Source organism: Pseudomonas sp. S07E 245 (assembly GCF_019599025.1).
Taxonomy (GTDB): domain Bacteria; phylum Pseudomonadota; class Gammaproteobacteria; order Pseudomonadales; family Pseudomonadaceae; genus Aquipseudomonas; species Aquipseudomonas shirazensis.
Genome location: NZ_CP080625.1, coordinates 2,151,539 through 2,171,944, shown reverse-complemented (window position 1 = coordinate 2,171,944; position 20,406 = coordinate 2,151,539). Strand labels below are relative to the sequence as shown.

The following is a 20,406-nucleotide window of genomic DNA, read 5'->3' as shown; positions in this document are numbered from 1 at the left end:
CGACGCGCACTCAGCCAGGGAGAGGCAAGTGAAGTACGTTGTTATCCAAGCTCATCGATCCGGATACCCGCGACCTATCCGGGTCGCCAAGGGCGATCTGCTCGAGATCGGCCAGCGTTACGAAGGTAACGAGAGCTGGCTGGACTGGTACCTCTGTACCTGCGCCGGGCAGGAGCCTGGCTGGATCCCGGCGCAGCTTATCGAGCGGGTTGGCGTCGCCCAGGGCAGGGCGCTGGAGCACTACTCGGCGCATGAGCTGGATGTTGATCCGGGGCAGCAAGTGCTCGCCCTGCTGCCCATGAACGGCTGGTTGTGGTGCCGCCGTGCTGGCAATGGTGAGTTGGGCTGGCTGCCTCTCGAGAAGCTGCAACTGCTGGAGTGACGCTTTGAAAAGGTGCCTGCGGCCAGCTACTGGTCTCATCTGATCTGCTTTTTTTCCGCGAACCTGCATCTGTAACCGTATCAGCCGAAGGCGGAAAATACCTCACAAGCCCAGTCGACTGACCGTTGCACGCCAAGCTACTTGTGCCGCGATGGTCCGCCCCGGGCCAGCTACGCCAATTCGTGTTCACACTGTAGAGGTTCCAATGGGCAAGCTTGCGCTGTTCCTCGGTGGTTTTCTGCTGCTGACAATCTGTATCGGCCTTTTGGGCACCATTCCGCCGCCTTGACCGGCGATACCCCGCTGCCGGCCCGCTGCTTCCCCAGGCGGGCCAGAGCTGCGGCGCTCACCCTTGTGCAACTACCCATAGCCGAGTGGCCTACAAGCCGACTCGGCGTTGTCGTATGTGCGATAAGTCGTTCTTTGCCTTGGGAAAACTGTCCACAGAAAACGTGGGTAGGTCTGTGGATAAATCGCTGCAGGTTAGGTGGTTAGCGGCCTGCGTTAGATTGAGCAGAATTTGAGCAGCGATTATCGGCCTGGATTCAGACGGTCTGCCGTAGCGCCTGTTCGGCGAGCTCGACGCAATTGCGGCCACGTGCCTTGGCGCGATACAGCGCCTTGTCGGCGCATACCAGCAGCGCGTCCAGCGCAGGCGATGGGCCGCCCTCGGCACAACCTGCCAAACCGATGCTGACGGTCATCTGCAGGCGCGGGTCGGCGTGGTTCAGGTGTAGGTCCTGCACTGCCCGGCGCAGGCGTTCGGCAGTGAACTGGGCATGCTCGGGCGCAAGCCCGGGCAAGACCACGACAAACTCTTCGCCACCCAACCGGGCAAACAGCTCGCCATCGCGCAGCTGCTCTTGCAGGGCGTGGGCGAAGGTGCGCAGCACTTGGTCGCCGACACCGTGGCCATGGCGGTCATTGATGCTTTTGAAGTGATCGATATCGAGCATCATCAAGGTCAGCGGCATGGCCTGATCAAGCTGCTGGCGGCTGTCGAGCAGGGCATTGGCCAAACGCGTGAAAGCGCTGCGGGTGAGGGCGCCGGTCAGATGATCGATGGTTGCCTGTTGTTCAAGCCTCGCCAGCAGGCTCCGGTTGGCATTGCTCACGCAGGCCACTACCAGAGGGCCCAGTACCAGCATGGCGATGCCCAACCGTGCCGACATCAGCGTGGTCACCCCCGACACGCTCTGCGGCACGCTGAAGTGCATGAGGTTTTGCGCCACGGCGACGATCAAGCTGCTACCCGCCATCAGCGCCAGTAGTGACACAAGGAAGGGTGAGTAAGTCCAGGCACACCAGAGCAAGGCGGCGATCGGGAACGCAATCGCGCCAGGGCCGCCAAATACGATGCTCAATGCCAACGAACCCACCAGCACCAGCAGCGGTGCCAGGCGAACGGGCTTGCCGCCGCCATGCGGCAACACGCCCCGCGAGGGCGCGGTCAGCAGGGCCGGCACGATCAATATGCAGGTGGAAAACTGTTCGCTGAACCAGGCCAGCCAGGTCGCGCGCATCGATTCCTGAAACCACGGTGACGACATCAGGCAGGCCATGCTTGCCGCCACCATGGCGCCAGCGGCGCACGCGGCAAACACGCAAAGCACGCCCTGAGGGCTGCGCATACGCCGATGCTGGCGCGGCAAGCGGACCAGCAGCAGCCAAACCGTGACGATCACGCTCAGATTGCACAGGTTGAACCACAGCGCCGGTTGCCAATTACTCCCGCAGGCCAGGTCGGCAGCGACCATGGCCAGCCACACCAAGGCGAAGCCAAGTGGAGTCGCCTGGCGGGGATAGCGCAGCAGGACGCCTGCCAGCACTGCGTTGACCGGCCAGAACAGCGACAACGACTCGATCGGGCGGGCGAGAACGCCGCCAAGGGTAAGGGCCAGGGTCAGGCCGAACAGGACAACATAAGGCAGGAGCTGCGAGCGTGCTGGAAACACCATGGGTTCTACCGGCTGGCATAGACGGATCCAGGACAACGACTGCAGGCACCTGGGTAATTAGTGTCAGTGTGTTTCGCCAGCCCGCCTGCTGTCAAATTGCCTCACTAGAGCCCAAAGAACCACGGCACCATCACCACAGTTACCAGCATCACCAGCAAGGTGAACGGCACCCCCACTTTGACGAAGTCAGCAAAGCGGTATTGGCCAGGCCCCAGGACCAAGGTGTTGACCGGTGAAGACACCGGCGTCATGAACGCCGCCGAGGCTGCCAGTGCAACAGTCATGGCGAACGGGTAGGGCGACATGCCCAGTTGATCGGCGGTGCTGATCGCCACTGGCGCCATCAGCACTGCGGTGGCGGTGTTGGAGATGAACAGGCCGATAATCGCAGTCACGGCGAACAGGCAGGCAAGAATGGCGCTGGGCCCGGCATTGCCGAGCAGGCTGACCAGGCCGCCGACCGCCAGATCGATGCCGCCGGTCTGCTGCAGGGCCAAGGCAAATGGCAACATGCCGACGATCAGCACCAGGCTCTGCCAGTGGATCGCGCGGTAGGCGCTGTTCATGTCGATGCAGCGCCCGGCGCCCATCAGCAGGCAGCCGATCAGCGCGGCGATGACGTTGGGGACCAGCCCGCTGACCATCAAGCCAACCATCACCGCCAGGCTGATCAAGGCGTATGGCGCGCGGCTTCGTGCCGGCGCCACCTGATCGATCTCGGCAGGCAGGCTCAGCACCAGAAAATCCTTGGGCTGGCTTTGCAGCTGACGCACGGCCTTCCAGGGACCGACCACCAGCAAGGTATCGCCTTGGCGCAGTTTTTCTTCCACCAGTTGCTCGTCGATGGCGGCCTGTTCGCGGCGCAGACCGACTACGTTGAGGTCGTAGCGGCTGCGGAAGGTCAGCTCAAGAATGCTTTTGCCGATCAGCTGCGAGCCAGGTGGCAGCGACACTTCGGCCATGCCCAGTTCCTGCGACTGATCGATGAAGTAGGCCGCCTTGAAGTGCAGCGGCTCAAGGCGCATCGATTGGCACAGGCTGCGCAGATCATCGCGGTTGGCGAACAGATCGAGCAGCAGCACATCGCCCTGTTGCAAAACGCTGTTGGAGTCGGCGCTGATCACCCGGGTGGTGAACTTGTGCTGGCGCTCGATACCGATCACGTTGGCGCCGTGGCGGGTGCGTAATTCCAGTTCACCCAGGGTATGCCCCACCAGCGGTGAGTCAGGGCGAATGCGCAAGCGCCGTTCGCGGCCATTGAGCTTGTAGTCGAGCACCAGGTCGAGCAAGGTGCGGCGGCTTTCGGTGCGGCCATCCTTGCGTACTTCGCCGTTGAGCCAGCGTCGGGTCAGCAGCATGTAGCCGATGCCCAGCACCAGCACTACCAGGCCGAACGGGGTGAAACTGAAAAAGCCGAAGCCCTGCTCGCCATGACGCACCAGCTCGCTGTGTACAACCACGTTGGGCGGCGTGGCAACCAGGCTGAGCATGCCGCTGATCAAACCGGCAAAGCTCAACGGCATCATCAGTCGGCTGGGTGCCAGGCCGAGCCGCGCGGCAATGCTCAGCACCACCGGGATAAAGATAGCGACGACTCCAGTCGAGCTCATCACCGAACCCAGGCCGGCTACCGAAACCATCAGCAAGACCAGCAGACGCGCTTCGCTGTTGCCTGCGCGGGCGCTCATCCATTCACCGATGCGGTAGGCAATGCCGGTGCGCACCAGGCCTTCGCCGATGACGAACAGCGCCGCGATAAGGACCACGTTAGGATCGCTGAAGCCGGCCAGGGCTTGCTCTACAGTGAGGATGCCGGACAGCGGCAGAAATACGATGACCAGCAACGCAACCACGTCCATGCGTGGGCGGTTGAGGATGAATAACAGGATAACCACGGCCAGCAGGCCGAGCACCATGAGTAGCTCAGGGTTCATGACGAGGAAGTGATCCTTCACGCAGGGGGCATACAAGACAGTAGCAGTCAGTGTGGCAGTTTGGCGTGATGGGGGTGTTGATGTGATGCAGGTTTTTGACGCGCTGCATTGGTGCAGTGCGGGAGCAGCCTAAGCGTTGTGAGGGTGGGGCGGCTTGCGATTGCCGGGGCGGCAACGGGGCCCCGGCTTTCTGAGCTGCGATCAGTGGCGATGGCGACGCTTGTGCTTCTTCTTGCTGCCGCCGTTGTCGCCCATGTGATTACCCAAAGCGCCACCCGCTGCGCCGCCCACGCCAGCGCCGACGGTCGAACCGGTCGAGCCGCCGAGGGCGCCACCGACCAGCGAGCCACCTGCCGAACCCAGGCCGCCGCCCAGCGCTGCCTCGGTGCGATTGCCTTTGCGCGCGCCGACGGCGCTACCAGCTGCGCCGCCCAGGCCCGCGCCGATAGCTGCGCCGGTGCGGCCCCCCATCTGTTGACCGACCACATTACCGAGCACGCCGCCGAGGCCGCCGCCGATAGCTGCAGTGCCGTCACCGGCAAAAGCGCTTTGGCTCAGCAACAGACCCAAGGCGAGAGAAGGCAGAGTCAGACGCATAATGGTGAACCTCGAAACAAGTGGCTAAGTCAGGTCATTGATCCGTAAGGGATTACGGTGTACTCAGTAGGACCGGGTTCGATCGATTTGGTTTCTTCGACAGTGGATTTTTTGTCACTCGATGGAACGCTCGGGCTCGATGGCTGCTGATCTGTCCCGTTCGGTCATGGCCGGTTTGCGTGGGGCGCCCTAGACTGGTTGGCAGGCCGCAGTGAGACGGCCACCCGCTGCCTGGTTAACCAACATGATCGCCCATACCCCTACACTGTTCGCCGCCGTCGCGCTGGTTGCCACCATCATGGCGTTCTGTCTGTTGCTGGTGGGTCAAAACAACCGCCGTGACAACCTGCTGCTGACTGGCTGCGGCCTGCTTGCGCACGCCCTCGCATACATCTGCTACACGCTGTATGCCCAGGCCCCACTGTGGGTCAGCTATGCCTTGGGCAACAGCCTGCTGTCGCTGGCGTTGGCGTTCTACTCGGCAAGCTTGTTTCGGGTGCGTGAACTGAAAGTACCGTGGCGAGTTATTTTCATCATTCCGTTAGGCATGTTAGGTGGGCTGATGCTTCTGCTGGAGACGCTCGAGCCGCGCATGCTGCTGGCCACCGTAGTGCTCATGGCTCAATGCGGGCTGTTGCTGCATTGGGCGCGACGTCATGCCGAACGTCCCGGTCGGGCGCATCTGCTGTTGGTGATCGGCGCTTCTATAAGCCTAGTAGGCCTGGGCATGCGGGTTATCGCGGTGCTGGCTGGGGAGGCAGCCGAGATGCGCTACGACATCAGCAACCTCAAGCAGACAGTATCGGTGGCGATCGGCACGGTAACGGTAATGATGTATTCGCTTGGCCTGGTGCTGATGGCCAAGGAGCGCAGCGAGTCGCGCTTGCAGCACATGGCGCTGCATGATGTGCTCACTGGCACTTACAACCGGCGGGCCATCCTGCAGCGTTTCGACCAAGAGCTGGAGCGCGCGCGGGATGAGGGCAGTCACCTGGCGGTGGCGATGATCGATATCGACCATTTCAAACGGATCAACGATCTGTATGGCCACCTGGCTGGGGATGAGGTGTTGTGCCACTGCGTTCGCCAGCTACAACGGCGCCTGCGTGCGGCTGACAGCCTGGGACGTTATGGCGGGGAGGAATTCCTGCTGCTGTTGCCACATACCGAGCGTGAGGGCGCGATGGCGGCACTGCAGGGCTTGCGCCAGGCCATCGCACAAAGCCCGGCGCAGTTCGCTGACGACACCATCGAGCTGCGCTTCAGCGTCGGCCTGTGGTGCGCAGTGCCCGGGCCTGATGACAGTGCTGCAGCGCTGCTCGGGCGAGCGGATGCGGCGCTGTATCAGGCCAAGGCGGATGGGCGTAATACCGTGCACATGGCAGCAGTGTCTGGCCCCTGCTAGATCACTTCGAGTGAATGGCCAGCACGACACCGTTGGTGATCTGCACTAGCACGAAGCGATTGCCCATTTTTACCCAGTGGCTTTCTTTTTCCGGCGCTGGCAGGCCGTTGGCTTTCCAGTCAACCACGGCGGCATCATCGCGTTTGTATTGATCCGGGGCCTTGTCACCGACCTTCAGTTCGCGGTCGTGAGACTCCGGCGCCTTGACGCTCTCGACGTTGCTTTCGGCTGCAGTGGCAGCCAATGGCAGGCAAGGCAGGGTGGCGGTGAACAGCAGGGCGGACAGCAGTGGGCGCATTTTCATGCACAGTCTCCAAATGCAATAGGTGTGTTAATGCGACAACGGCTGAGCGTCGAGAATTCACTTGTGCAGGCACGCAAATGCTAGAGTCGCGTTCTTTTTTGCCTACGAGGATGAAACATGCGTGCAATTGTGCCGATGGCCGCAGCATTGATGCTGCTGGGGTGTGCCTCGTCGACCATGGATGCCGCGCGCGGCACTGCGCCGACTGCACAGCTGAAATCGCAAAAGGCTGCGGAACTGGTTGCCCAATGCATCCAGTTCAGTTGGCAGGATGAGGCTGTCTTTGGGGTCGACGCCAGTGGTTACCTGCAGCCGCGCAAGAGTGGCGGCTTGACGGTTTATACCCGTGAGGCAGAGTCGTTTGCCGACATCTATCCGCAAGACGGTGGCACACGCGTCGACTATTACGCGCAAAAAGCCGACACCACCGCACTGCGCCGCCGGGCTGCTGCGGCGACCTGCCTGTAACCGGCCGGCTCAGGACAGGAAACCACCGTCGACATTGAGCAGGGTGCCGGTGGTGTAACTCGAGGCGTCGCTCGCCAGGTACAACACTGCGCCGGCCATCTCGCTGGGCGCCGCCACACGCTTGAGCGGTATCTGCTGCAGGGCGACGTTGAGGATGGCGTCATTCTTGACCAGTGCCGAGGCGAACTTGGTATCGGTCAGGCCTGGCAGCAAGGCGTTGCAGCGGATGCCGAACTGCGCGCACTCCTTGGCGAACACCTTGGTCATGTTGATCACCGCGGCCTTGGTCACCGAGTAGATGCCCTGGAACAGCCCCGGGGACACGCCGTTGATCGAGGCCACGTTGATGATGCTGCCACCACCGTGCTCACGCATCAGTTTGCCGGCCTCTACCGACATGAAGAAGTAACCGCGAATGTTGACGTCGACGGTTTTCTGAAAGGCGCCTGGGTCGGTGTCCAGCACGTTGCAGAACTGCGGGTTGGTGGCCGCGTTGTTGACCAGGATGTCGAGCCTGCCGAACTGCTCGCGAATGCCGGCAAACACCTGTTGGATTTGTTCCAGCTCACCGATATGGCAGGCCACTGCAGTTGCTTTGCCGCCGGCTGCGATGATCGCGTCGGCGACCTGCTGACAGCCGTCCAGCTTGCGGCTGGAGACAATCACATGCGCGCCTTGCTGCGCCAGCAAGTGGGCGATGGCTTCGCCGATGCCGCGGCTGGCGCCGGAGACGAAGGCAATCTTGCCGTCGAGGTCGAACAGTTGCGTCTTGGCCATGCTGTGTCCCTTGTTGTGTGTGGTCAAAGTGCGGACTTGCCGATCACTTGCAGCGCCATCTGCTCAAGCAGGCGGTTCATGTGAATGAACTGCGCGAAGCGTTTGTCCTGCGTCTGGCCGTGGTGGAAGCGGTAATAGATCTGCTGGACGATCCCTGCGAGGCGGAACAGTCCATAACAATAGTAGAAGTCGAAGTTGTCGATGCGGATGCCGGCGCGCTCGGCGTAGTAGGCAACGAACTGCGCCCGGCTGAGCATGCCCGGAGCGTTGCTTGGCTGGCGCCGCATCAGTTGCATGGGGGCGGGGTCGTCGGCCTCGATCCAGTAAGCCAGGCTGTTGCCCAGGTCCATCAACGGGTCACCGAGGGTGGTCATCTCCCAGTCCAGAACGCCGATGATCTGCATCGGGTTGGCTGCGTCGAGGATGACGTTGTCGAAGCGGTAGTCGTTGTGCACGATGGCTGAGCGCGGGTGGTCGGCTGGCATCTTTGCCCGCAGCCAGTCCATGACCTGCTGCCAGCGCGGTGCATCCGGGGTGGCGGCCTGCTCATAGCGGCTGATCCAGCCCTCGATCTGGCGCTGCACGTAACCCTCGGGTTTGCCCAGGTCAGCCAGGCCGCAGGCGCGGTAATCCACTTGATGCAATTGCACCAAACGGTCGATGAAGCTTTTGCACAGGGCTTCGGTGCGCTGGGCATCGAGGCCCAGCTCCAGCGGGATGTCCGAGCGCAGGATGATCCCTTCGACCCGGTCCATCAGGTAGAACTCGCTGCCGATCAGGCTTTCGTCGGTGCAGTGCAGGTACGCCTTGGGGCAGTAAGGAAAACCGCTGTTGAGCTGATTGAGGATACGAAACTCACGAGCCATGTCGTGCGCTGACTTGGCTTTGGCGCCAAAGGGCGGACGCCGCAACACGAACTCACGCTGTGGGTAGCTGACCAGGTAGGTCAGATTAGAGGCGCCGCCTGGGAACTGACTGATCAGCGGCATGCCTTCCAGGCCAGGCAGATGAGCTTTGAGATAGGGATCGATGACGCTGGCATCGAGTTCTTCGCCGGGGCGTACCTGGGTGGACTGGTCAGTCAGCGTCATGCGTGATCCTTATTCTCGGTATCGAGGATTATTGGCTAATCTAATCGGCCTGCTGTAATGGAACAAGCGTGCCAGTCGCCATATAGGCAGGCGTGTTGGCGCTTGATCAGTACGCTTGATGTGCATTACCTACATTGGGCGATGAGCGCCGTAGCAGGCAAAAAAAAACCGAAGCCGGTGCAGGCTTCGGTTTCTTTCAGACAGTCGTCGTTGCCACTCAGGCAGGGAACAGCTCGCTGAGCTTCATCGACAGCATCATGTCGCCTTCAACGCGCAGCTTGCCGCCCATGAACGCTTGCATGCCATCGGTTTCGCCGCTGACGATGCCTTTGAGGGTCTCGCTGTCCAGCACCAGGGTGCAGTTGGCGTCTGGGTTTTCACCTTCCTGGATGTCGCAGGTGCCGTCTTTGACGACCAGCGCGTACTGCTTGTCTTCGTCGGTGATGTTGAAGCCGAACACCAGGTCCAGGCCTTCAGCAGCAGCGGGATTGAACTTGGCTTTCATCGCTTCGACGGCTTTAGCTACATCGCTCATGGTGTATTCCTTGTTAAGTGAAATTCGCGTCCGCAGGGACACAACAGGCCGGGCTCACCTATAGGTGATGAGCTCCGGCGCCTTCAACAGCTGCACATGGGCCTGACAGTTGAAGGAAGCCAGTGCCACGTCATGGCCGCGAAACTTCAGCTGGCTGAACGACGTGTTGATAATCTGCCAGTTCAGCGCAAACGCCTGGCTGGGGGTGATGCCGGTAATCAGGTGGAGCAGGGCGGCGATGCTGCCGCCCGAGGTGAAAACAGCCACGTTGTCGCCGCTGTCGGCGGCGTCCAACACCCGCTGCAGGGCACTGCGCAGGCGGCCGGTAAAAGCCTCCCAGCTCTCCAGCCCATCGGCCGGATGCTGGCCGTCGTGCCAGCGCTGCACCATCAAGGCAAACAGGCGCTGAAACTCGCTGCGGTTTTGCGCAGCGTTGCTGAGCACATGCAGCGCCCGCGGCTCCTCTGGCAGCAGCGCCGGCAGCAGTGTGCGAATCACCCCGTCGGCGTCGAATTCATTGAAGCCGGCATCGGTCTCCAGCGCCGGCACCGCGCAGCCCAGGGTGCTCATGGTTTCGAGCGCGAGCAGGGCGGTGTCCTGTTGCCGGCGCAGGTCGCCGGCGATGCAACGATCCAGGCGCAAGCCGAGGTTGGCCAGATGGCTGCCCAAAGCCTGGCTCTGACGCACGCCGACCGGCGACAGTACGTCGTAGTCGGTGGCACCAAACGAGGCTTGGCCATGTCGGATCAGGTAGAGGTTGCCCACATCGATATCCGGCCGAGTGAAGTTGCTGGGAGGTTAGGATGCGCCAGAGTGGCTGTCAACGAAAAAACATACAAGCGTTTGAAAAGCTTGTTTGAAAGATGTTGCCAGCGTTTTCGCCTGCTGGCAGTGCCCGGTACGCCCCGGTATGCTGGCAGCAGTTTCGCACCGTGCAGGTGCTGATTTATAAAGGAGTCAACGTGGAGTTTCTTGCAGAATACGCAAGCTTTCTCGCCAAAACCGCCACCCTGGTGATTGCTTTTCTGGTGGTGCTTTCGGCTATTGCCGGCCTGCGCGGCAAAGGCCGCGGCAAGCCCGGCGGGCAGTTGCAGGTCACCCGTCTCAACGACTTCTACAAGGCGCTGCGTGAGCGGCTCGAGGCGGGCCTGTTCGACAAGGCTCAACTCAAGGCCCTGCGCAAGCAGCAGGCCAAGGCCGACAAGCAGCAGAAGAAAGCCAAGGGCGAGGACAAGGCGCGGGTCTTCGTTCTTGATTTCGATGGCGACATCAAAGCCTCTGCCACCGAAAGTCTGCGTAATGAAATTACCGCGCTGCTGACCCTCGCCACCCCGCGTGATGAAGTCGTGCTGCGGCTCGAGAGCGGCGGTGGGCTGGTGCACAGTTATGGCCTGGCCTCGTCGCAACTGGCGCGCATCCGTCAGGCCGGTATCCCACTCACCGTGTGCATCGACAAGGTAGCTGCCAGCGGCGGTTACATGATGGCCTGCATCGGCGACAAGATCGTCAGCGCACCGTTTGCCATCCTTGGCTCGATCGGCGTGGTCGCTCAGTTGCCAAACGTCAATCGCCTGCTCAAAAAGCACGACATCGATTTTGAAGTGCTGACCGCCGGTGAGTACAAACGCACGCTGACCGTATTCGGCGAGAACACCGAGAAGGGCCGCGAGAAGTTCCAGGAAGACCTCGACGTCACCCATCAGCTGTTCAAGGACTTTGTTGGTCGTTATCGCCCGCAGCTGCATATGGACGAGGTGGCCACCGGCGAGGTCTGGCTGGGTGTTGCGGCGCTGAACATGCAGCTGGTTGATGAGCTGCGCACCAGCGACGAATACCTCAGTGACCGCGCCCGTGAAGCCAACCTTTACCACCTGCGGTTTGCCGAACGCAAAAGCTTGCAGGAGCGCATTGGTGTGGCCGCCAGCGGCGCGGTTGAGAACACCTTGGTGGGGCTGTGGAGCAAGCTCGGCCGCTTACGCTAACACCTTGAACCCCTTGAAGATTTTTTCTGAGATTGGGGTTGCAAGGCCAAGCGAATGCAGACATAATGGCGTCCATTGAAGCGCAGCAAGCTTGAAAAGCGCTGAAGTTTCAAGGAGATAGCAGGGCGCAAGCCGCTAGATCCAACCTTTGAGGCCGAGTAGCAAAGTGGTTATGCTCCGGATTGCAAATCCGTCTACGCCGGTTCGATTCCGACCTCGGCCTCCATATTTGAAAGCCCCGCAGATTAACGTCTGCGGGGTTTTTCTTTGTGGTTTGGAAAACCCCATCGTTTCCGCATCATCAGGCATCGTTTCCGCATCAGCAGGTTACTTGGTCGGGCTGACCACCTCGCCGACACGGCGATAGACCCGCTTGGTGATCTCCTCTTTCGAGTGTCCCAGCAGCCTGCTGGCTTGGCCGAGGTCCTCGATCTCCGATGCAGCTTTCGGGCGGATGTCGCGGAACTGGAACTGACGAACCTTCCCCGCCAGGTCGGTGTTGCCGTCAGCGGTGAGCTTTCTTGCCGCCTTGTCCCTGGCTTCGCTAAAGCGGTTCCTCAGCATCTCCCAGCTCATGCGCAGGCCTGAGTCATTGGTGATGAGGCGAGAGTTTCGCACGCCCTGCAGCTTGCGCCGCTCCAGCAGGGCATCAATGAACCGGCCCAGGCCAGTAAGCTCCCCATTCAGGTGCCGCCTGATGCGCAGCTTCTTCTCGGTTTTGTTCTGGTCCACCCACAAGAAGTCCTCGTCCAGGTCGACGGTGCTGAACTTCAGCGTGTCAGCAGGGCGCTGGCCAGCCAGGTACGCAAGGTCCATGGCGTCTTTCAGCCCTTGGTCACCCTCTGCGTACACCGCGTCCCATATCTCGTCAGCCGCGTAGAAGTCGCGTACCTTCTCCTTGTTCCGGCGAACCGCCAAACACGGGTTGCGCTCGGCGAATCCCCACTCCATCGCCATCGTGAATACGTGAGAGAGCAGGGCGATCTCCCGGTTTGCCCGGGTCTTTGCTGAGCGTGCATCGCGGTATTGAGCAATGACCGGTGGAGTGATTGCCTCAATCGGGGCGTCCGCGAATGCCTTGCGCAAGCGCTCCAGTTCGTACTTGTTGTCTTTCTGAGTGCGCGGCGACTTACCTGGAATGATGTCCCGGTCGTAGCGGTCGAACAATTCACCCATCTTCGCCATCACCTTCGGTGCTGCCTTGTGCTCAAGGCGCGCCCATTCCAGCTTGGCCTCAGCGAGGTCAGTCCCCAGCGGCACCTCCTGCCGCTTCCCGTCTGCATCCCTCCCGTCGTAGTAGTAGCCAACCCAAAGTTTTCCGCTTTTCAGTTTCCGGACCCGCCGCAACATCCGTGGCGGCAGATCCTTGTTCGTTGCCTTCCTGCTGCGCATCCTTTACCCCACGCGCGATAAGTCCAGAGTCCAGGTTTCGGTTGTTGTGTTCGTGGCATTCGGCTTCACGCCTGCCATTTTCATCCGGAAATACATCCGGCCGATTATCGGCCGCCGGGCCCGGGTGAGCGTGTATTGCCAGCCGTTGTTCGCAAGCCAGGCGATCTGCTTGCTTGGGATTTGGTAACCGGTTAGGCGCGCCACTTCCTCCTCGTCGAGGATCTCGCTGGTGTGTTCCATGGGATGGTCTCCACGCCGCCGGTGGCGGCAGGTTGGTGGTCAGGCCAGCTCCGCCAGCGCGAACACGATCCCGCGGCAGTAGGGCTGTCCGTCTTCAACGACTTCGAAGGTCGCGTGCGGGATGTCGGTCTTGTAGGTCCAGCTGTAGCCGTCCTCCTTGCACCACAGCGCCTCGATCGCCTTGGCTGACTTCTGGCGCTGCACGTACTCGGCAATTTCTTCATCGCCATCCAAGCAGTCCCGGTCGGGCAGTACGCCATCTGCGTCAACGAAGGCGGTACCGCCGTCGTAGCAGCCGATCTCCTCGCGGCGGGCGCCGTAGAACTCCATCAGGTCGTCGCTGGCCCCGCAGATAATCACCAGGCCGGCGCTCTGTGCCGCGACGATCAGCGAGCCAGGTATGCGGGTGGGGTACTCGAGACCGGTCAATTGGGCGGCCAATTCTTCTTTCGTCATGGCAATAGCTCTCCACGCCCGCGCATGTCGGCGGGCTTGAGTTGTAGGGGGAGGGGTTAGGCTCGCGCTTCGAACAGTTCGATCTGCGCTGCCTGGGTGTCGCGAATTGTGATGGCTTCGGCGATGCGTTGCTGCGCGGTACCGAAGTGCGCCTCGTCCTGCTCGATGCCGATGAAGCGCCGGCCCATCTGGATGCAGGCGACGCCGGTCGTGCCGCTGCCCATCGTGTTATCGAGCACTACCTGCCCGGGGTTGGTGTAGGTAGCGATCAGGAACCGCATCCAGCTGACTGGCTTTTGAGTCGGATGGAAGTTGGCGGTCTGCTTGTCGCTCGAGAAGAACTGAACCGAGCGCGGGTACCGGTCTGTGGAGTCGTATTCGGTGAGCGCCAGGGCCTTGCCGTAGCACTCCGAGTTGACCGTTTTCCGCTTTGCCGTACGCCGCTCGTGCCCGGTCGTCATTTGCGGGTTGTACACCGGCTGGCGCCGGTAGAAGACCTGGGCGCTCTCATGCGCCCGGAGCGGTTGCTTCTTGGCGTTGAGGAAGCCGGTGGCGTTGCCTTTCTCCCAGATCCACTCGTAGCGGTAGTCACGGGGGTTGCTGGCGACCACCAGTGAGCTGAAAGGCTGAGCCGCACACAGCACGATTGCCGCTTCGGGCTTGGCAATTCTCAAGTACTGCTCCCACAGGGGGGCAAAAGGAATCACCACATCCCAGGCGCACTGCGTTGTGCCATAGGGCAGATCAGCCAGCACCAGGTCGACGCTGGCGTCTGGGATCGACCTCATCACCTCCAGGCACTCGCCGTGGTACAGGCTGACTTCGCTCATCGCGGCCCCCTTGCGATCAGGTAGGCCATGTAGGCGAGGGCGATCATGGCTGAAACTCCTTTTTGCGTACCTTTCCTTCCGCCTCGAGCTTGCGCATTGTCTTGCGCAGCGTGTTCAGGTCATAGGCGCGCATCATGGCCTTGATCCACTTGTTCACGATCGTTATGGAGGCGTAGGACAGAACGAAGAGCACGAGGGCGACTAAGGCTACCCCGGCGCAAGCCATGACCGCGTAACCCAGCCACATAGCAAGATCATTCATGGCTGCTTCTCCTCTGGCGGATGAGCCGGGCACGGCCAGCGCAGTGAGCCGGCGCCGGATGGGCAGGTGCAGGTCTTCGCTTCGATCAGGTAGGTCATGGCTTCACAACCTGGAGTTTGCTTCGGGCAACGTCCGTAACAGCGTCGCGGATTGCATCGTTGATAATGCGAGCGTTGGCAGCGCCCAGCTGCGCATACATGGCCCCGTTTGCCGCCGCCATGAATCCGGCCCAGAGCTGGCCTTTTTCGATTGGTCCGTCGAATCCGTTCGCCTCTGCAACATCGTCGAAGGTTGGCCGGAGCATGATCCACATGTCGCGGCCTAGTGCTGATGCGTCTTTCACAGCTCATACCTCTCATCAATCCAGCGCCCAGGCGCCAGTGCGGGTGTAGGTCCTGAATCTTTTTCGTGCGGGGAGAGCTGGCGCTCGTTGCCGGCCTGGTGGCTGCCGCCCGATATCTCTTGCGCCGACGGGCAGCCTTTACCGCAGTCTTGAGACCAGGAGGCCGACCCTGAGCAGTTGGTGAAGTAGCGCCGGTACCCTCCGTCGATGAATCGATAGACCGAGCAGCCTTCAGTGCTGAAGAGCTTCTCCACTTTGAAGCCGCTGATAACGGACGAGGTTGGTGGCGGTGTAGCCTCACGGCAGCCGGACAGGGTGGCCAGCAGCAGGAGGCAGAGGGCGAGGCGGGTCATGGTGCCACCTTGTGGCGAACCCAAACGCAGATCGGGCCGTCCTCTGTGTCGTGGATCGAGAAGGTGAACCAGCCATCGCCGGCTGGCTGGCTCGGATTCCAGGTGGTGCAGTCTGCGGTGCCGTCCTGATACCAGGCCGCTTGCAGGGTCTCGGATGCGTCGTACTCGAAATCAACCTGCTTGATGTCCAGCCCGCGGTCATCGAACCAGGAGTACGGTATTAATTCATCGTCGGTGGAGGGCCAGGCCGGGTGGGTCCAAAAGCCGTGTTCATCACGCACAACCGGCGCCGGCTGGATCATCTTCATTTCTTCAGGCATGACGATTCCTTGGCCGCCATATCGCGGCAATAAGTTGTACAAATTATTTATTCGGTATAAGAAAAGTTGCCGGTTGTCAGACGCAGTCCGCATATCGGACATTAAAGGTTGTCTGTCGTCGTTGGTTAGATAAAGTTGCTGAGGGAACAACCATTAAAGCGAGTCGAAGGAGGGCGACATGAGGATTCGAGGGAATGTATTTTGGACTTGGGCTGATCCGACCCTTCACCATCGAATGCACGATGAAATACTCGATGACGGGACGGTCATTGACGTCCAGGTTCGCTTGTCTCGTACCGGTAATACGCAGTTGTTTGTTGGCGTGTACGCGGCTTCTGGTATGCCAATCTACGAAGAGGCATACGAGTCAAGGCCCCACGAGTCGATGACTAGGGCCCTTGTTTGGGGAGTCGGCCGAGCCCGTCAGATAGCCGTGAACGGTGCACCGACTGCCAGGGTCAGCGCTGCAGCGCGATAGTGGTCTGGATTGCAGGGCTGTTCGGGGAGAGCGGGTCGATCAGGTATTCAATGATTGGCTTGCTTCCTCCAGCTCTGCGGCCGCGCGCTGGCGCCAATCCGGGCCATGCTTCAAGTAAATGCCGAGCAGCCAGTGAATCACCACGGCCTGCTCATCTTCGGACTTGTGGGCGATCGAATGGCCCATAACCCGCAGCGCCTTGGCGATGAAGTGGCAGGTGAAGTTCGGGCGGCCTAGGATCTCGCGGAGATCATCAGTCAGCTCTGGCGCTACCTGGTGCTGCTCGGCCGGCTTGGCTGCCAGCAATCCATCTATCAAATCCAAGAGCTCTGGAGTGCCTTGACCAAGGCCCTCGGCATTGCGCCCAACCACGCCGTCGAAGTCTCGAGCGATTGGGTACAGGACGCCATCACGAGCGGATTCGATCCATTCGCGGACCCTCGCTAATTGCTCACGCGGGACGATGACCATCTGGTTATTGCTCATGCTCGATTCTCCGATTGATACCTTGCCTGTCGCTTCTTCGAGCAGGCCTTGTGGTTTCCGTGGGCGCGACTACCGCCGCACTCGTCGCACGTATTTGAGAGCTGGAACTGGGGCATGCCGACTCGGGGCCGGGAGTAGGAGCGGGGGATTGGCTTCATGCGGCCTCCGATTGGCTCTGTGTGATCCTCCAGGGGTCGTTTGCGCGGGCCAGCGCAGCCATCGGCGGCGGGCTGACGCTGTTGCCGCACATGTGCACCTGTTGGGTCTTGGTGAACGGCTTGCCGTCTGCACCCTTGTCGATGATGTAGCTGGCCGGGAAGCCTTGGGCGCGGTAAAGCTCGTGCGGTTGCAGCATCCGCAGGCATATGTCGACGATCACGTACGGGGTGCCTTTCACGAATACGGTCACCAGGGCGAGTCGATCCTTGGTGGTGATCGTGGGCGCTGGGGCATCGCAAGCGCTGACGTTCTCTGTGCCGTAGTAGCTGACCAGGAATGCCGCAACCCGAAGGGCGCCTTCCTCGTGCTCGGGCGACAGCTTGTACTCGATCAGCGCGTGATGCTCGGCGCCGGCGGTCATCGTCGGCACCGGCTCATCGACACCTCTGCCCACGCAGTTTTTACGCAGCGTGGCCAGATTTGCAGTCACCAAGCGCTGCTGACTGCCGGTGTTGGTGACCGTGGTGAGCGGCTCATCTGCGCCCTTGGCTGGTGTCGTGTTGAAACCGCCGTTCGCCTGCTCAATGAAGGCCGTGCAAACGCCCATGGCATGCGCCGCTCCGGCTGGGCGCTTGTAGTTTCCTCCACTGGTGATGGTCGGTACGGGATCGGTTATGGCGGAGCCCTCGCTGTTGAATCGGAACTTCACCAGGTGCGCTGATGCGAGTGCGCGATGACTACGGGTCATCAGGGTGCCCATGGGTTGGTCGGCTGTTACTGGGTGGCCCGCATAAATCGGCCCGCCAGCACCAACCATAATCGGGCTCGCTATCATCAGCTCCCCGCGGTTGGCGCAGGTAATGGTCGGCACCGGCTCTGCCGGGTCGTTGACGCGATCGCTGCCCTGATGGGTCGCGGGGGCGATGATTGGGCTGGCCATGGCAAATGATCCACCGCGAGGCCAGGACGTTACGGTGCGCAGCGGCTCCTGCGCTGACTGGGCCAGCTCGCCAGACCAGTTTGCAATCGGGACGATGAATGGTTGCGGGTTGTCCAACACGAACTTCTTCATGCCTTTGGCTACCCTTCGCAGCGTGGCGCCGGCCAAATCCTTCTTGCGGCCGAAGATGCTCTTGCTCGGCACGGTCCAATCGATGCAGTCGGCGGCGGTGCGCCATTTCTGCTGTCCCTTCGCAGGGTGCTTGGCGTGTGTTGGCTCCGGCCACACAATCGGCTGACCGTCGCAGCGGGCGATCATGAAAAGTCGCTCGCGGCTGGTCGGCGCGCCGAAGTCGCAGGCTTTGATCACGCGCCATTCGACCTGATAGCCCATGCCTTCCAGCAGCTGTACGAACCGCCGCCAGGTGGTGCCGCGACGTTTCGGGTCGGGCACGAGGAACTGTTGGTGCACCGGAACGCGCTCTCCAATCGCAGCCACTGTGCCGTCCAGCTTCATCACTCGGCCTGTGGCCTTGTCGCGTTTGGCAATCAGTGGGCCCCATTGCAGGATCTGCTTCACGTTCTCCAGGCTCATGACCCGGGGCTTTTTCTTGCCGCCCCACTTGAGGCCGATCCATGACAGATTGCGGATCTCGCGCTTGCGCGGCTGGCCGCCTGCGGCTTGGCTGTGGTGGGTGCAATCCGGGCTCATGTGGAACCAGCCCACTGGCCGGCCCTGGCACTCTTCGTCGGGATCACCATCGAAAACGTCCGTGGTGAAGTGCCGCGCGGCAGGATGGTTGGCGGTGTGCATGCTGATCGCCGCCGGGCTGTGGTTCTTGGCGACCGTTACCGCGCGGCTCAATCCCATCTCGAGGCCGGTACCGGCGCCGCCACCGCCACAGAAGAAGTCCACGACGATCTCATCGTCCTGCGGGTCGAAGCCAAGGCCATATTGGGTTTTGAAGTCGAGCGTGTTCTTTTTCTGGAATGCAGACATGGGCGTTCCTCGCCGGGGAGGCGTTATCGTTGAATAGGGGAAGGCGCTGGCGGGCAGCGCGGGTCAGGCGGCGATCGGGAACTGCTTGGCCAGGGCCTGCTGAACTGTGGCGATGATGCGGCAGAGGTAGTCCCAGTCGGGGTTGCGCTCCATGGCGTCGGCCGGCAGGTTCCACCAGTCGTCACCGAAGACGCGGTGCATGAACTCGCGGTGGGCGCCGCCGCACTCATCGAGCGAGCTGGTGTAGCGAACATCCTCTGCTTCGTCGAGCAGGCTCCGGGCGTCTTCTGCGTCCAGATCCCTGTCACGCCGCATTTGCACGATCACCTTCCGCGCTTTATCGGCAAGCGCTTCAGCACTGAACCGGCGAGAGCTCAGCGCCCGGTCGAAGTAGCCGATGATGTAGGCGTCGTGCAGCTTGCAGAAAAACTGGCCAATGGTCAGGCCGTCCCACATGCCTCCCCAGTAGGCGTGCCAGGTCTTGTCGTAGCAGCTGACGGTGATCTTGCCTTTGCAGGGTGACAGGTCTTCAAGGTACACGCTGATAGGGTCCAGGCCTTCGGCCCCGGTGATCAGCAGCTTGGTGACGGTCGATATCTCGACGTTCATGGCTTTCTCCATGCATGTGCCGCCCTCCGTGGCCGGGCGGCATGGTGGCAATTTGGTTTGGGATGGGGTATTACGGGGTCCCGGTAAAGGGCCGGAACATAGGAGCAGTGATCAATGCCAAGTTTTACAATGAAAGATGGCGTAGTGACTTTGGCGGAAACCATCACAGGTATTTCCATCAAAAGCATTGACCAAGTGACTGAGCACCAAATCGAGCAACGTGATGGTCGGGTCTTTCACCGCATTTCGTTCAGCAACGGAGGGTTAGCTGATGTCTCGTGGGGGGAAGGAGGTTTCTCGTGCCATCTCGAAAAAGTCAGTCAAACGTACTCTCAGGATCCGGATGTGGAAAACGGCGTCACAATCACTCTGTTTGAGGGCAAGGACTGATTATCATTGGTCATCTGGCTGGATTCGCATCTTCTCCTTCAGGTAGGCCAGTTCCAACTTACGCGCCACAGATGGTGACACCGTGATTTCGTGGCGCGGCGGTTCCAGCAGCGGCAGCGCTCCGCCCGGGCCAAGCCCATGCAGGTGATGAATCATCAACGTCATCGCCTCGCCCTGTTCCTCGATCCCGGCCCACTCCATCAATTCCAGCAGGGCCTGTCTAGTCCCTGGTCGAACCTTCAAGCGCAGGTCTTCTTCCTGCAGCTTGGCTGCCTTGGCCCGGCGTTTCTCGTCCCGCACTTGTTGTGTCATAGCCATACGGCAACTCCTTCAAACCTCTCCACGTCCTGCTCAGGATGCTGTCGTCTGACGCTCCGATCTTTTGAACCCTGTATACGGCACGTTGCCAACCCTTTATCAAACGAGGAGGAAGCAGTCATGTCAGATCCTGTCAGCTATTTCTGGATTGCCGTTGCGGTGATCGTCATTTTGGTAGACCTGTGGGCCATCGTGAGTGTTTTCCGAAGCGACAAGTCCGGTGGCGTCAAGGTAGCCTGGTTCTTGGGTATCGTGGTTTTCCCCGTAGTCGGGCTGGTTGTATGGGGGATCGCCGGACCACGTGGCATCAAGCCTGGTGCAGGGCCTACATCCCCAGAGCACAGCAAAGGTTGAAGCTTCTTTGGGTTCTGAAATAAGTCCGCTGGACGGCAGGTGCA

At 61.0% G+C, this 20,406-nt stretch carries 27 protein-coding genes and 1 tRNA gene; 8 read left to right on the top strand and 20 right to left on the bottom strand.

Features of this window, described 5'->3' with window-relative positions:
• The first annotated feature begins 28 nt into the window (after nt 1–28).
• Entirely contained in the window at nt 29–382 is a 354-nt protein-coding gene (locus tag K3F44_RS10130; RefSeq protein ID WP_150569955.1) for an SH3 domain-containing protein, read from the top strand.
• A gap of 545 nt (nt 383–927) precedes the next feature.
• Here the strand turns inward: K3F44_RS10130 and K3F44_RS10125 are convergent.
• From K3F44_RS10125 to K3F44_RS10115, 3 genes are all read right to left on the bottom strand, one after another.
• Nucleotides 928–2,340: a GGDEF domain-containing protein gene (locus K3F44_RS10125; RefSeq protein WP_220633974.1), complete on the bottom strand. Its 1,413-nt coding sequence runs from the start codon at nt 2,338–2,340 to the stop codon at nt 928–930.
• Between the two features lie 104 nt (nt 2,341–2,444).
• Nucleotides 2,445–4,274: an SLC13 family permease gene (locus K3F44_RS10120; RefSeq protein ID WP_220633973.1), complete on the bottom strand. Its 1,830-nt coding sequence runs from the start codon at nt 4,272–4,274 to the stop codon at nt 2,445–2,447.
• A 201-nt stretch (nt 4,275–4,475) separates the two neighbouring features.
• Nucleotides 4,476–4,871 carry a glycine zipper domain-containing protein gene (locus tag K3F44_RS10115; protein ID WP_220633972.1) on the bottom strand — a complete coding sequence of 132 codons (396 nt, stop codon included), beginning with the start codon at nt 4,869–4,871 and terminating at the stop codon, nt 4,476–4,478.
• Between the two features lie 244 nt (nt 4,872–5,115).
• On the opposite strand from K3F44_RS10115, the gene K3F44_RS10110 reads away from it, so the two are divergent.
• The gene (locus K3F44_RS10110) at nt 5,116–6,276 is read left to right on the top strand and encodes a GGDEF domain-containing protein (protein ID WP_220633971.1); all 1,161 of its coding nucleotides are present in this window, start codon (nt 5,116–5,118) and stop codon (nt 6,274–6,276) included.
• Between the two features lies 1 nt (nt 6,277).
• Here the strand turns inward: K3F44_RS10110 and K3F44_RS10105 are convergent, their stop codons facing one another.
• Nucleotides 6,278–6,580 carry an RcnB family protein gene (locus tag K3F44_RS10105; protein ID WP_101320739.1) on the bottom strand — a complete coding sequence of 101 codons (303 nt, stop codon included), beginning with the start codon at nt 6,578–6,580 and terminating at the stop codon, nt 6,278–6,280.
• Nucleotides 6,581–6,697: 117 nt separating this feature from the next.
• Between K3F44_RS10105 and K3F44_RS10100 the strand changes: the two genes are divergently transcribed.
• Nucleotides 6,698–7,048: a hypothetical protein gene (locus tag K3F44_RS10100; protein ID WP_101320737.1), complete on the top strand. Its 351-nt coding sequence runs from the start codon at nt 6,698–6,700 to the stop codon at nt 7,046–7,048.
• A 9-nt stretch (nt 7,049–7,057) separates the two neighbouring features.
• Here the strand turns inward: K3F44_RS10100 and K3F44_RS10095 are convergent, their stop codons facing one another.
• The 4 genes from K3F44_RS10095 to K3F44_RS10080 form a co-directional block, all read right to left on the bottom strand.
• A complete protein-coding gene (locus K3F44_RS10095; RefSeq protein WP_150568821.1) occupies nt 7,058–7,825 on the bottom strand; it encodes an SDR family oxidoreductase in 768 nt (255 codons plus the stop codon).
• 23 nt (nt 7,826–7,848) lie between these two features.
• On the bottom strand, nt 7,849–8,916 hold the full coding sequence (locus K3F44_RS10090; RefSeq protein ID WP_150568822.1) for a phosphotransferase family protein: 1,068 nt from the start codon (nt 8,914–8,916) through the stop codon (nt 7,849–7,851).
• A gap of 217 nt (nt 8,917–9,133) precedes the next feature.
• Nucleotides 9,134–9,451, bottom strand: a complete 318-nt coding sequence (locus K3F44_RS10085; protein ID WP_101320731.1) for an SCP2 sterol-binding domain-containing protein — start codon at nt 9,449–9,451, stop codon at nt 9,134–9,136.
• Nucleotides 9,452–9,505: 54 nt separating this feature from the next.
• On the bottom strand, nt 9,506–10,216 hold the full coding sequence (locus tag K3F44_RS10080; protein ID WP_150568823.1) for a histidine phosphatase family protein: 711 nt from the start codon (nt 10,214–10,216) through the stop codon (nt 9,506–9,508).
• Nucleotides 10,217–10,413: 197 nt separating this feature from the next.
• Between K3F44_RS10080 and sohB the strand changes: the two genes are divergently transcribed.
• Nucleotides 10,414–11,433 (top strand): protease SohB, encoded by a 1,020-nt coding sequence (sohB, locus tag K3F44_RS10075; protein WP_101323058.1) that lies wholly within the window; start codon nt 10,414–10,416, stop codon nt 11,431–11,433.
• Between the two features lie 152 nt (nt 11,434–11,585).
• Nucleotides 11,586–11,659: transfer RNA gene (locus K3F44_RS10070), tRNA-Cys, on the top strand.
• A gap of 101 nt (nt 11,660–11,760) precedes the next feature.
• Here K3F44_RS10070 and K3F44_RS10065 read toward each other — a convergent pair.
• The 8 genes from K3F44_RS10065 to K3F44_RS10030 form a co-directional block, all read right to left on the bottom strand.
• Nucleotides 11,761–12,825 (bottom strand): integrase, encoded by a 1,065-nt coding sequence (locus tag K3F44_RS10065; protein WP_220633970.1) that lies wholly within the window; start codon nt 12,823–12,825, stop codon nt 11,761–11,763.
• 3 nt (nt 12,826–12,828) lie between these two features.
• Nucleotides 12,829–13,065 (bottom strand): DUF4224 domain-containing protein, encoded by a 237-nt coding sequence (locus K3F44_RS10060; protein WP_220633969.1) that lies wholly within the window; start codon nt 13,063–13,065, stop codon nt 12,829–12,831.
• A gap of 39 nt (nt 13,066–13,104) precedes the next feature.
• On the bottom strand, nt 13,105–13,521 hold the full coding sequence (locus K3F44_RS10055) for a hypothetical protein (RefSeq protein ID WP_220633968.1): 417 nt from the start codon (nt 13,519–13,521) through the stop codon (nt 13,105–13,107).
• Nucleotides 13,522–13,577: 56 nt separating this feature from the next.
• Nucleotides 13,578–14,351, bottom strand: coding sequence for a site-specific DNA-methyltransferase (locus K3F44_RS10050; RefSeq protein ID WP_220633967.1), 774 nt, complete (start codon nt 14,349–14,351; stop codon nt 13,578–13,580).
• 43 nt (nt 14,352–14,394) lie between these two features.
• Nucleotides 14,395–14,613: a hypothetical protein gene (locus K3F44_RS10045; RefSeq protein WP_220633966.1), complete on the bottom strand. Its 219-nt coding sequence runs from the start codon at nt 14,611–14,613 to the stop codon at nt 14,395–14,397.
• A 94-nt stretch (nt 14,614–14,707) separates the two neighbouring features.
• Nucleotides 14,708–14,956 carry a hypothetical protein gene (locus K3F44_RS10040; protein ID WP_220633965.1) on the bottom strand — a complete coding sequence of 83 codons (249 nt, stop codon included), beginning with the start codon at nt 14,954–14,956 and terminating at the stop codon, nt 14,708–14,710.
• A complete protein-coding gene (locus K3F44_RS10035; RefSeq protein ID WP_220633964.1) occupies nt 14,953–15,309 on the bottom strand; it encodes a hypothetical protein in 357 nt (118 codons plus the stop codon). Before K3F44_RS10035 ends, K3F44_RS10040 begins: the two co-directional genes overlap by 4 nt.
• Nucleotides 15,306–15,629 (bottom strand): hypothetical protein, encoded by a 324-nt coding sequence (locus tag K3F44_RS10030; protein WP_220633963.1) that lies wholly within the window; start codon nt 15,627–15,629, stop codon nt 15,306–15,308. The genes K3F44_RS10035 and K3F44_RS10030 overlap by 4 nt, the downstream gene beginning before the upstream one ends.
• A gap of 178 nt (nt 15,630–15,807) precedes the next feature.
• On the opposite strand from K3F44_RS10030, the gene K3F44_RS24820 reads away from it, so the two are divergent.
• Nucleotides 15,808–16,107, top strand: coding sequence for a hypothetical protein (locus tag K3F44_RS24820; protein WP_259407052.1), 300 nt, complete (start codon nt 15,808–15,810; stop codon nt 16,105–16,107).
• A 39-nt stretch (nt 16,108–16,146) separates the two neighbouring features.
• Here K3F44_RS24820 and K3F44_RS10025 read toward each other — a convergent pair whose 3' ends face one another.
• From K3F44_RS10025 to K3F44_RS10015, 3 genes are all read right to left on the bottom strand, one after another.
• Complete coding sequence (locus K3F44_RS10025) at nt 16,147–16,593, bottom strand: hypothetical protein (RefSeq protein WP_220633962.1); 447 nt, start codon at nt 16,591–16,593, stop codon at nt 16,147–16,149.
• Nucleotides 16,594–16,747: 154 nt separating this feature from the next.
• On the bottom strand, nt 16,748–18,691 hold the full coding sequence (locus tag K3F44_RS10020) for a DNA cytosine methyltransferase (protein ID WP_220633961.1): 1,944 nt from the start codon (nt 18,689–18,691) through the stop codon (nt 16,748–16,750).
• 63 nt (nt 18,692–18,754) lie between these two features.
• On the bottom strand, nt 18,755–19,300 hold the full coding sequence (locus tag K3F44_RS10015) for a hypothetical protein (protein WP_220633960.1): 546 nt from the start codon (nt 19,298–19,300) through the stop codon (nt 18,755–18,757).
• Between the two features lie 114 nt (nt 19,301–19,414).
• Here K3F44_RS10015 and K3F44_RS10010 point away from each other — a divergent pair, with 114 nt between their 5' ends.
• Nucleotides 19,415–19,690 (top strand): hypothetical protein, encoded by a 276-nt coding sequence (locus tag K3F44_RS10010; RefSeq protein WP_220633959.1) that lies wholly within the window; start codon nt 19,415–19,417, stop codon nt 19,688–19,690.
• A gap of 3 nt (nt 19,691–19,693) precedes the next feature.
• Here K3F44_RS10010 and K3F44_RS10005 read toward each other — a convergent pair whose 3' ends face one another.
• Nucleotides 19,694–20,008 (bottom strand): hypothetical protein, encoded by a 315-nt coding sequence (locus K3F44_RS10005; protein WP_220633958.1) that lies wholly within the window; start codon nt 20,006–20,008, stop codon nt 19,694–19,696.
• A 120-nt stretch (nt 20,009–20,128) separates the two neighbouring features.
• Here K3F44_RS10005 and K3F44_RS10000 point away from each other — a divergent pair, with 120 nt between their 5' ends.
• The gene (locus K3F44_RS10000; RefSeq protein WP_220633957.1) at nt 20,129–20,362 is read left to right on the top strand and encodes a PLDc N-terminal domain-containing protein; all 234 of its coding nucleotides are present in this window, start codon (nt 20,129–20,131) and stop codon (nt 20,360–20,362) included.
• The last annotated feature ends 44 nt before the right edge of the window (nt 20,363–20,406 follow it).